At 59.0% G+C, this 10,650-nt stretch carries 10 protein-coding genes; 2 read left to right on the top strand and 8 right to left on the bottom strand.

The genetic code is table 11. The annotated features are described in order from the left end of the window. Nucleotides 1–391 precede the first annotated feature (391 nt). Nucleotides 392–2,560: a TonB-dependent receptor gene (locus tag B3Z17_RS03625; protein ID WP_286828580.1), complete on the top strand. Its 2,169-nt coding sequence runs from the start codon at nt 392–394 to the stop codon at nt 2,558–2,560. A 79-nt stretch (nt 2,561–2,639) separates the two neighbouring features. Further along, nucleotides 2,640–4,043 (top strand): protein adenylyltransferase SelO family protein, encoded by a 1,404-nt coding sequence (locus B3Z17_RS03620; RefSeq protein ID WP_286828579.1) that lies wholly within the window; start codon nt 2,640–2,642, stop codon nt 4,041–4,043. Between the two features lie 9 nt (nt 4,044–4,052). Here B3Z17_RS03620 and B3Z17_RS03615 read toward each other — a convergent pair whose 3' ends face one another. The 8 genes from B3Z17_RS03615 to B3Z17_RS03580 form a co-directional block, all read right to left on the bottom strand. Further along, nucleotides 4,053–4,616, bottom strand: coding sequence for an HNH endonuclease (locus tag B3Z17_RS03615; RefSeq protein WP_206991678.1), 564 nt, complete (start codon nt 4,614–4,616; stop codon nt 4,053–4,055). Nucleotides 4,617–4,756: 140 nt separating this feature from the next. After that, nucleotides 4,757–5,404, bottom strand: a complete 648-nt coding sequence (locus tag B3Z17_RS03610) for a DNA-3-methyladenine glycosylase family protein (protein ID WP_286828578.1) — start codon at nt 5,402–5,404, stop codon at nt 4,757–4,759. Further along, nucleotides 5,401–6,420, bottom strand: coding sequence for a DUF2125 domain-containing protein (locus B3Z17_RS03605; RefSeq protein ID WP_286828577.1), 1,020 nt, complete (start codon nt 6,418–6,420; stop codon nt 5,401–5,403). The genes B3Z17_RS03610 and B3Z17_RS03605 overlap by 4 nt, the downstream gene beginning before the upstream one ends. 19 nt (nt 6,421–6,439) lie before the next feature. Beyond that, complete coding sequence (locus B3Z17_RS03600) at nt 6,440–7,180, bottom strand: lysophospholipid acyltransferase family protein (RefSeq protein WP_286828576.1); 741 nt, start codon at nt 7,178–7,180, stop codon at nt 6,440–6,442. A 19-nt stretch (nt 7,181–7,199) separates the two neighbouring features. Beyond that, complete coding sequence (locus B3Z17_RS03595) at nt 7,200–7,790, bottom strand: YdcF family protein (protein ID WP_286828575.1); 591 nt, start codon at nt 7,788–7,790, stop codon at nt 7,200–7,202. Continuing rightward, nucleotides 7,787–8,656 carry a cell division protein FtsX gene (locus tag B3Z17_RS03590; protein ID WP_034814509.1) on the bottom strand — a complete coding sequence of 290 codons (870 nt, stop codon included), beginning with the start codon at nt 8,654–8,656 and terminating at the stop codon, nt 7,787–7,789. The genes B3Z17_RS03595 and B3Z17_RS03590 overlap by 4 nt, the downstream gene beginning before the upstream one ends. Nucleotides 8,657–8,658: 2 nt before the next feature. Further along, nucleotides 8,659–9,408: an ABC transporter ATP-binding protein gene (locus B3Z17_RS03585; RefSeq protein WP_286828574.1), complete on the bottom strand. Its 750-nt coding sequence runs from the start codon at nt 9,406–9,408 to the stop codon at nt 8,659–8,661. Further along, nucleotides 9,401–10,648: a lipoprotein-releasing ABC transporter permease subunit gene (locus tag B3Z17_RS03580; protein WP_286828573.1), complete on the bottom strand. Its 1,248-nt coding sequence runs from the start codon at nt 10,646–10,648 to the stop codon at nt 9,401–9,403. Before B3Z17_RS03580 ends, B3Z17_RS03585 begins: the two co-directional genes overlap by 8 nt. Nucleotides 10,649–10,650: the final 2 nt, after the last annotated feature.

Below are 10,650 nucleotides of genomic sequence, written 5' to 3'. Positions count from 1 at the left end.
GTCTTACTTCGGCGCGTGATCCAGACCTGCACAATTTCTGAACATATTAGGTCGGAAATGGCCTGATTGTGGCGCAAATGTTACAGTAAAAAACAATCCCCGACAGACTCGTTATTTGAGGCTGAATCTATCGAAATAGCGATTATTTTTAACTGTACCCGCCGCCAAGAGCGGGCTCCGAAATACCCTCCCGGAACTATAATATTACAATCAGGAAACTGCTATGCATCTCAAACAATCGTTGTTTGCGACGGCTTCTGCCGTCCTTCTAATTGCGACCCATGCTCAGGCTCAGGAAGCCGAAACCGAGCGCGAATCGGCAATCGATCGCGTCCTTGGAACGGTCACCGTCACCGCCACAAAGAAAAAAGACGTCGAGAATGTTCAGGATGTGCCCGTCGCGGTTACGGCCTTCAATTCCGACACACTTGACGCGCTGAACGTCACGACGCTGGAAAGCCTGTCCTACTCATCCCCGAACGTTTCGCTGGATGATGTGGGCACGTCACGCGGCACGGCGAACTTCGCCATTCGTGGTCTGGGCGTGAACTCGTCCATCCCATCGATCGATCCGGCCGTCGGTGTCTTCGTTGACGGTGTCTATCTTGGCGTGAACAGCGGCGTCGTCGTCGACCTGTTCGACGTGGACAGCATCGAGATCCTGCGCGGCCCTCAGGGCCTGCTCTTCGGACGCAACACAACAGGTGGTGCGGTTGTCATCAACTCAGGCAATCCGACCGACGAATTCACCTACAAGCTCGGTGCCAAGGTCGATGGCCCTGTGGATGAAGACCGTGGTGGCGCCAGCGCCACTGTGCAGGGTTATGTCTCCGGCCCGCTGATTGAAGGCGTGCTGAACGGCAAGATCGGCGCTTCCTATACGACCGATTCCGGCTATTTTGAAAACCAGTACAATGGCGACAATCACGGCGAGCTCCAGACCGCAACCTATCGCGGCGCCCTGGAATTCACGCCGACGGAACGCCTGACCTTCCTCGGCAAGATCGAATACACTGACAGCCGCGGTGACGGCCCGTCCGGCCAGAACCGGTCCTACTTCGACCGCGACACGTTTGATTTCTCGATCGACGAGCCAGGTCTGGCGGAATCCGAAACCATCTTCGGCTCCCTTCGCACCGATTATGATGTCGATTTCGGCAATGGCCGCATCACCAACATCATCGGTTACCGCGATCTCGATTCCGGCTCGGTCGGCGACATTGATGCGACGCCCTACACCCTGTTCCACTCCGGATCGGAGTTCACACAGGAGCAGATTTCCGACGAACTGCGCTATGCCGGTACATTCGGCAAAGCAGACGTGACGACCGGCCTGTACTATTTCGAACAGGAAATCGCCTACACTGAAACACGCAACCTGCCGACGACCCGCCCGGCAACCCTGCCGGCATCGATTCCGTGGGGCTTCTATGGTGGTGGACGTCAGGATCACACGGTCTGGGGCGCATTCGCCAACGTCGATTACGCCTTCACGGACAAGCTGGTTGGTACTGTCGGCCTTCGCTATTCCAACGAAGAGAAAGACGCAGACGTCATCTACATCCGCCCGCGCGGCGAATGTTCTGTCGTCAGCGGCACCTGTTCGCCGGATGGCACCAACGCGCTGATCTCCTTGATCACCGGCGGGGCCGCACAGGAGCCGAACGGTTTCAGCGACAGCAATGAATGGTCGAACTGGACACCGAAAGTCGGCGTGCAGTATTTCTGGAACGACAATCTGCAGACCTATGGTCACTACACCAAAGGCTTCCGCTCCGGTGGTTACAACTTCCGGATCACCGATATCCCGATCTTCTACCAGTTCGTGGCCGAGACCGGCGATTTCGGATTTGATGAGGAAGAAGTCGACGCCTTCGAAGTTGGTTTCAAGACCAGCAGTGAAGATGGTCGTATCCAGGTCAACGGTGCCGTGTTCCACACGGAAATCCAGAACATGCAGCGTGAGGTCAACACCGCTGGTTCATCCGGCGTGGTCCAGAACATCATCAACACTGCCGATGCGTCCATCACGGGCGTTGAAGTGGATGGCCGAGTTGCCTTCGCAGACTCCTGGCTCGCCACGTTCAATGTCGGCATGATCGATGCGTCCTATGATGACGTGTTCTTCGATCTCGATGCGGACGGTGTTGTTGGCGACAGCGATCTCGCACTCGACCTCCCACGCGTGCCACAGGCAACTTGGGGCGTCGGCCTGATCAAGGATGTCGATCTGGGCGATTCCGGTGCGCTCATCGGCCAGGTGAACTACCAGTATCGCGATCGCATCGCGTATACAGACAGCAACTTCGGCTGGGTTCAGTCCGCCAACATGCTGGACGCGAACCTGACATGGGAAACGCCTGTCGACGGCCTTGCTGCATCGATCTACGGCAAGAACCTGCTCGACGAAGTTCAGGCGGGTAACGACACCCAGCTGCCCTTCCCGGGCCCGCTCTCGACCGGTGTGAACTATACTTACCAGGCCCTTCCGGCCGGTGGTACGTTCTCCCCGCTCAAGAAAGGTCGCCTTGTTGGCCTCGAACTGACCTACGAATACTAGGATCAGTTCTTCTCAATCTTTTCGGAAAGGGCGGCCCGGCGGGTCGCCCTTTCTTCATTCAGGCCCTATGTGAGAGCGCATGACCCAGACACCCCCCATTCTCGCCATAGCCAACTTTATAGGCGATCCCGTCGATTCTGCGGATTTCCCGAAACATTCAGTACGTTACTGGAACACGCGTTGGGCCAACGAGGTAGGTCTGGGCGATCTGGATGCGGCTGATCAAGCCACCCATTTCGGCCAGTTCACGCCCCTGCCCGAAAATCTGCAACAGCCCCTCGCCCTGCGCTATCATGGCCACCAGTTCGGCACCTACAATCCGCAACTGGGCGATGGACGCGGCTTCCTGTTTGCACAGGTCCGCGACACGGACTCACGCCTGCTCGATCTAGGTACGAAGGGCTCTGGTCAGACGCCATGGAGTCGCCAAGGCGATGGCCGCCTGACACTGAAGGGTGGCGTGCGCGAGATTCTTGCCGCGAATTACCTCGAAGCCCTTGGCGTAAACACGTCCAAGCCGTTCGCCCTGATAGAGACCGGCGAACAGTTGGCCCGGAACGATGAACCCTCCCCGACTCGCTCTGCCGTACTCACTCGCCTGTCACACAGTCACATCCGCTTCGGCAGCTTCCAGCGCCTCGCCTATCTCGAACAGCCAGATGATCTGGCCCGGCTCGTCGACTATGTGGTCACAAACTTCCATCCTCTGGCGAAGGATGAGGATGTCAGTCGCAAGACGGTAAACATGCTCTCGGCCATAGCGTCCGCGACCGGTCACATGATCGGGCAATGGATGACCGCTGGTTTCGTGCATGGCGTGATGAACACGGACAATTTCAATATTACGGGCGAGACATTCGATTTTGGTCCTTGGCGGTTCCTGCCGATTTCCGATCCGAACTTCACCGCCGCCTATTTCGACCAGCAGGGTCTGTACCGTTTCGGGCGCCAACCCCTGCAGGGTGGATGGGCACTCCAACAACTCGCCTCCGCCCTCTTGCCCCTCGCCGGGGCGGAAGACCTCGCCACTGGTCTCAAGCCTTATGAACGCGCCTATCAGGAAAGCTTCATTTCTCACACTCATGCCATGCTCGGCATTGCACCATTAGGTGATCCTGAAACGGATACGGAGTTCCTGCAGGCGTTCTATGCCTGGATGACCGAGACAGGTGCGAGCTGGCCGCAAACCTTCTTTGACTGGTTTGGCGGGCATGAAAGCACCTCGCGGGCCAGCTCCTCACCCCAGGCTGCGCTCTATAAGGAAGACCGGTTTTCGCCTGTGCGGGACGCGCTGGTCGCTCGTCGCCCGGTCCGGCCCGAACGCCTTCAGCACGCCTACTTCCAGGCCCCTGCCCCGGTCAGCCTGGTGATCGATGAAGTCGAGGCGGTCTGGGCGCCCATTGCCGAGTCGGACGACTGGTCAGCTTTGCACGCAAAGCTCGACCATATCGAACAGGCGCGCCTTGCCTATGACTGGCACTAACCCCTTCGGTCAGCCTTCCAGTTCGATGTCCCAATAGAGATAATCCATCCAGGTCTCATGCAGGTGGTTCGGCGGGAATTTTCGGCCAATCTCCTGAAGCTGGTAGTTGTTTGGCCGCGCCGGGCGCCGCATCAGCTGCATGTCGGTATGCTTGAGCAGTTTTCCGCCCTTGCGAAGATTGCAGGGGCTGCAGGCGGCAACGATGTTTTCCCATGTTGTCCGACCGCCCTTGGAGCGCGGAATGACATGGTCGAAGGTCAGATGCTCCGACGTGCCGCAATAGGCGCACTCGAAACCATCGCGCAGGAAGACATTAAAGCGGGTAAAAGCCGGCGGGCGATCCTGCCGAACAAAATCCCTTAGCGCGATAACGCTGGGCAGGCGGAACTCCGTGCTCGGGCTGCGGACGACATAATCATACTCGGCGATGATATCGACACGGTCGAGGAACACGGCTTTCACCACTTCCTGCCAGGGCCACAAAGAAAGGGGGTAATAAGAGAGCGGCCGAAAATCAGCGTTCAATACGAGAGCGGGCCGGCCACTCGGGGGGGCCGAAATGATCTCAGCCATGGGTCACCTCCATGACACTGAGAAGATATGTCTGTTTGAACCGACTGAAGGCGTAGCTCCTTTTCGTCTCGCCCCTGCTTTAGGTGATTCACATAATGAGATTATGACAGTTGCGGCGTTTTGCAACGCTGTCCAGATGATCAGGCCTGAGGGCTCGGCTGGGCCGCCATGGCGCGCCGGTCGTTGATCCATGCCCAGAGCAGATGTGCCGCCACGCCGCGATAGGGTCGCCAGCACTCGGCATGCGCAGTGAATTCCTTGATTTCCATACGGGTTTCGACCTCCAGAAGCAGCTTGTGCGCCTCCATCAAGCCAACATCACCCACCGGGAAAGCGTCCATCGCGCCGACCGAATAGAGCAGGAACAATTCCGCAGTCCACGGGCCGATTCCCTTCACCGAGACCAATTCCTTGCGCGCAATATCCAGATCAGAAGTGCAAACACGCTCAAGGTCGAGCCTGCCTGTGGTCATCGCCTCGGCAATCGAGATCATGTGCCGAACCTTGGGGCGGGACATGCCACACGCCCGAATATCTTCGGGATCCGCAGCCAGAACAGCCACCGGCGTCACCTCGCCAAACATCGCCTGGGTGCGTTCCCAGATTCTGCCGGCAGCCGTGGTAGAGAGTTGTTGATAGGAAATCAGCCGGCAGAGCGCCGCATAGCAGGGCTCGCCCACCCGCCATTCCGGAATACCCAGTTCGTCATAGGCTCTCGCCAATGCGGGGTCTGCAGCGGCCAGTGTCTCGCAGGCCGCGCTCAGTACCCGCCGCGAGGGCGCCGTCAATAGCCCGGCTCTGGCAGTGTGCCGACCGGAATCAGACCCATCCTCACTTCACTGTCCTTGATGGTGAAGGTCAGGAAGCCACCATCCGCAGATGAGGTTTCCAGCATGGTCAGCATGGCATTTTCCTGCTGTCCCAACTGGCCGGAGGCATCCAGCGCGTCGCGCAACTCGTCCGCACTTTCTATCCGCATGCCCAGGGAGCCATGCGCCAGGCCGTCATCAAACTTGATGTCGCCCTTTACGCCGAGATCCAGCGGGCCCCAATCAAGCAGACCTTGCGCAATTTCGACTGCGCCATCTTCCTGCACGAGCGCGCGATGGAAGCGTTCCGGATTGCCGCCGCTGCGAATCCAGGCCGGAAAGAAGCTGCGCACTTCACCGATCAGACGTGAAGGTCCGATCGTGTCGCCAAGAAACTCTGCGCCTTGCGGAGCTGCATTGATGGTCAGCCGGTCCCATTGCAGGGCGATCATCAAATCATCTTCTGCGCCTTCACGCGGTTTCAGGTTCAGGGAAAACCCGGTCGTCGCATAGGTCTCGCCATCGATCAGCGCCGTCGCATTTCCCATTTGCAGGCCGATGCGCTCAATCGTATCGCTGTTCCAGGAAAGGCTGGCGGCGGATGTCTTGTCCAGTGTCACGGTCTGGCGAAGCCCGCCTGCCTCCGTTAGCAGGTTCCGACCCGGCGAATAGGCGATGACATGCTGCCAGTTCCAGGGCTGCATGACGAGGCGCAATTGCTCACCTTCCCAGCGGGGCGCACCGGCCGGCTGGTAGACCGGATCGTTCACGACCAGCTCGAACCGATAGGGAAACCCGCCCAACGACTTGGAGGAATATTCAAGCTCAGCGCCATTGGCACGTTCTGCCGCTATCCATTCATCAATGCCCTTGTCGAGTTGGTCTTTCGCAATGAACCAGTAGGCTGTCCATGCGCCGACGAGGATCAGCAGCAGGACAAATGGCACATAGAGCCAGAACCGAGATTTTTTCCGAGAGGTGGAGGGCTCGACCATTGACGTGTCCTGAAGCGAGTTAGCGGGCGAGGCGACCCTGCACGGTACGGCCCTCGGCAACAAGAGCGTCTGATGCGGTCTCGAGTTCCGATTGCAGCCGGCTCATCAATTCCTTGCGTGGCAGGCCCGCCGGAATGGGCGGCAGGATCTCGTAGATGATCGTCCCCTTGCTGCGCTTCACTCCCCGACCCGGCCAACACAGGCCAGCATTTGTCGCCACCGGCAGGATGGGCGCCTCAATACCCTTGGCGAGCGCCGAAATACCGGCGGCATGATAGGCAGGCTCGGCCCCTGGCACCGTGCGCGTCCCTTCCGGGAAGATCACGATCTGGCGACCATCGTCGGCGCGCTCCCTTGCAGCTGCGACCATCTTCTTCAGCGTTCTCGTATTCCCCGCTCGGTCAATCGGGATCATCGCCGCCTTCAGCGCGTACCAGCCAAGGAATGGATACCACAGCAATTCCTGTTTCAGGATGATCGCCGGCGCAGGCATCACCAGGAAAGGAATGAAAACGTCCAGCATGCAATTGTGCTTGCCCGCATAAAGCACCGTGCCACGCGGCATGTTCTGGCGGCCGCGTATTTCCACGCTGATGCCGCAAAACACTTTCAGCCCCCAGATCAGGCCACGCGCATACAGGCTGATCGCCCAGAACGTCACCGATTTCGGCAACAGCAATGCCGGAAGGGCCAGCAGGCCCAGAACGGCCATCAGGCCGTACATCCAGATTACGAACAGGATCGAACGAAACATCATCATTGGACTACCAGATAACCGGTCATTCGAAGGTCGTCACGCGCCACTTGGCCCATTCGAGGAATACGCCCCGAAAGGAATCAGGATCGCTCCAAATTGAAGCAGGATCATTCACCGTGCGCACAGGCCACGCGACCAACTCTATATCGGGCATCGACTTTTTCAGCACGATCAGGCTGCGCGGCATGTGATAATCAGATGTCACGATGACCAGCTTCTTGTAGTCGCGCTCATATGCCCAGGCAGCGGTTTCCTCGGCATTGCCCCGCGTAGATTCAGCAACATAGCCAATATCCACGCAGCACGCCCACACATCAGCGGCGCCCCCCGCCAGAGTGATCAAATCTTCCACAGGCACATCCGGGTTCACGCCGGAAATGAGCAACCGTGCGCCACGCCCCTGCATTACCAGTTCCACGCCCGCAGCAATGCGCAGGCCGGACCCTCCTGTCAGCGCCACAATCGCATCGCCAGTGACTTCTGGTGAATGGTCAGCCTTCGCGGCGCGGTTCGCAAACAGCACAAAGTCCAGCGCCGCCAACAGCAGCACCGCCACTCCGATCGCCGGCACCACGCCGATACGTCGTTTCTTCAGTCGTTTTTCACCGCTCACATGACACTCTTCAGAGAACGGATGACAGTTACACGTGCTGCAAGGCGCGCAGCAAGTCCCGCAATCAGCGGCGTCAGGATCAGAATGATCAGGTCCAGGAAATCCAGGCTCAGCTCAGGCAGCAGGCCGGTTCGCGCCCCGCTGGAATGGACCGCAAATATCATCGCTGCTGCCGCGCCGAGGGCAAGTAAGGCCCCCACTGCCCCCGCCCGAATGCCAAGCAACCAGAAGCGTCGCTCGAACAGGCCGGCAATGTAACGATCCCGCGCGCCCGCCAGATGCAGCACATCGACAATATCCCGCCGCGCCAGCAATGCGGCATGTGTTGCAAATGCGATCACGGCGACCGCCGTCGATGCCAAGAGCGCGACAGCTGTCAGCGCCACCAGCCGGGCAATCGCCAGCATGCGTCGAACATCTCCGGCCCAATCGGCATGCTCGTCCACGGCGTTTACAAATCCCGCCTCGGTGAGACGGCGCTCCAGAGTTGGCCCAATGAACTCCACATCCGGCTCGGCGGTGACCGCGATCAGCTGCGGCAGGGGCAGGCTTTCCGGCAAGCCCCGGCTACCAAAATTCGGCTCCAGCAGCGCGTCAATTTCCGCTTTCGACAACAAGCGCGCTTCACGTATTCCATCGGTCGACTCGATCAGCTTTCGCGCGGCTTCTGCGCCGCGCCGGTCAGCATCCGGCAGCGACACGGTCAGCTCGCCTTCGACTTCTGCCGTCCAGCTGCGCGCCGCACCATAGGTCGACTTCGCTGACAGCGTCGCCAGCGCCGCAAGAAAGCACAGCGCACCAACCACGAAGAACAGGGCCATTTCGCGAGCGTCCTCAAGCGGCAGGAGGGGAGTTTCCTTCGACATGCCTATTCCACCGCCTTGGAAATGTCCGTCCGCCGTCGTGCGGCCGGTCCATATTCCACATCCTGTACCAGCAGGCCGTGCTGCAGGCGAAACACTGGCGCCTCAACCTGCCGCACAAGTCCCAGATCGTGGGTCGCGATAATCACCGTCGTAGCCCGGCGCTTGTTCAGCTCAAGGAACAGCCGCATCAGGCGCGAGCCCATCTCCGGGTCGACATTGCCCGTCGGCTCGTCCGCAATCAGGATGTCCGGCTGGGTCACCACGGCGCGGGCGATGGCCACGCGCTGCTGTTCGCCGCCCGAAAGCTCGGCAGGATTATGAGACAAGCGGTCGCCCAGCCCCATCTCGGCCAGAATTGCCTCAGCCTCTTTGGCTGAGGTTTTTGGGTCGACTCCCCCTATTCGCAATGCCATCTGGACATTCTCAAGCGCGGAAAAGTCCGGCAGAAGATGGTGGAACTGATAAACAAAGCCAAGTTTGGAGCGGCGAATCTGGCTGCGCACATCATCCTTCAAGTCAGCAACACGCTCGCCAGCAATGGCAATCGTCCCGGAGGTTGGCTTGTCCAGAAGGCCGGCAAGCTGCAGCAATGTGCTTTTCCCAGACCCGGAAGCCCCCACAAGCGCCACCAGCTCGCCCGGCTTTACCGAGAGGTCAATGCCCTTGAGGACGTGCAGTTCCTTGTGGCCCTGAAAAAAGCTCTTGCAGATGCCCGTCATCTCAAGCGCGAGGGGTGCTGATGCGTTACTCATACCGAAGCACCTCCACAGGATCGAGCTTGGCGGCCCGCCGCGCCGGAATCACGGCCGCGATCAGCGACAGCAGCACGGCAAGCCCGATGGTCAGGCCAGCTTCAAACCAGTCCACATCGGCACGAATGCCAGAGATAAAGCGGACAGCTGGGTCCCACACATCCATGCCGGTCATGCGCTCAACCAAATTTTTGATGCCTTCAATGTTGGCAATGGTCACCCACGACAGCAAACAGCCAACACCGATTCCCACCAAGGCCACGCACAGGCCCACGGTTACGAAGATACGCTTGATGGCCCCTTGCGTGGCGCCCATGGTCCGAAGAATGGCAATATCAGGCGATTTGTCCTTCACCAGCATGAAAAGGCTGGAGGAAATGTTGAAAACCGCCACGACGATTATCAATCCGACAACCAGGAACATGACAACGCGCTCTGTCTGCAGCGCACCAACCAGGCTTTGGTTCAGCGAGCGCCAGGACCGGACAAAGGCACGCCCGCCGACCACCTCGGCAATCGTCGGCCCCATGCCGTCTACTGCGTCTGGGCTCGTCAGCATCAGCTCAATATTGGTGACCGTGTCGCCCAACCGGAAAAACCGCTGGGCTTCCGGAAGCGGCATGCCGATAAAGCTTTCGTCGAACTGATAAACGCCGATCTCAACGACGGCCGCGACAGGAAAGGAAAGATACCGGAGGGTTGACCCAAAAGGGGTTGAAACAGAATTCGGGCTGACGATGGTAACGGTATCGCCCGCAGTAACCCTGAGCCGGTTGGCAAGCTGCATCCCAAGCACGACGCCGCCGACTTCAGGCGCCTGCTTGATATCGCCGGCAACCGTGCGCGCTACATTCAGCTTTTCTTCGGTGAAATAGTCATCGGGCATGCCACGCACCAATGCGCCCCATGCCTGCCCTTCCTTGGTAACCATGACCTGGGATTCGCTGAAGGGCATGAGCTTCACCACGCCGTCGACCTGCTCCAGGTCCTTCAGAATATCCTGATAGTCATTGATCTTGCCGCCGTAGCCCTGCACCAGCACATGACCATGATAGCCAAGGATTTTGTCCATCAGCTCAGCCCGGAAACCGTTCATCACAGCCATAACGACAATCAGGGCCCAAACCCCAACGGCAATGGCTGTGATGGACAGCAAGGCAGTGACGGAGATAACAAGGTCATTCTTGCGCGCAAGCAGATAGCGCTGCGCAACAGACCATTCAAATCCTCGTGCTATCACCA

It is taken from the genome of Kordiimonas sp. UBA4487 (assembly GCF_002389025.1).
Classification (GTDB): Bacteria; Pseudomonadota; Alphaproteobacteria; order Sphingomonadales; family Kordiimonadaceae; genus Kordiimonas; species Kordiimonas lacus.
The sequence above is the reverse complement of the archived record's forward strand: the minus strand, read 5'-3'. Positions and strand labels throughout refer to the sequence as shown.

What these genes read in the sequence shown, in the direction of transcription:
- B3Z17_RS03615 (WP_206991678.1), bottom strand. Translation starts at nt 4,616, where the DNA reads ATGGCTGAGATCATTTCGGCCCCCCCGAGTGGCCGGCCCGCTCTCGTA.
- B3Z17_RS03585 (WP_286828574.1), bottom strand. Translation starts at nt 9,408, where the DNA reads ATGAGTAACGCATCAGCACCCCTCGCGCTTGAGATGACGGGCATCTGC.
- B3Z17_RS03600 (WP_286828576.1), bottom strand. Translation starts at nt 7,180, where the DNA reads ATGATGATGTTTCGTTCGATCCTGTTCGTAATCTGGATGTACGGCCTG.
- B3Z17_RS03620 (WP_286828579.1), top strand. Translation starts at nt 2,640, where the DNA reads ATGACCCAGACACCCCCCATTCTCGCCATAGCCAACTTTATAGGCGAT.
- B3Z17_RS03605 (WP_286828577.1), bottom strand. Translation starts at nt 6,420, where the DNA reads ATGGTCGAGCCCTCCACCTCTCGGAAAAAATCTCGGTTCTGGCTCTAT.
- B3Z17_RS03590 (WP_034814509.1), bottom strand. Translation starts at nt 8,656, where the DNA reads ATGTCGAAGGAAACTCCCCTCCTGCCGCTTGAGGACGCTCGCGAAATG.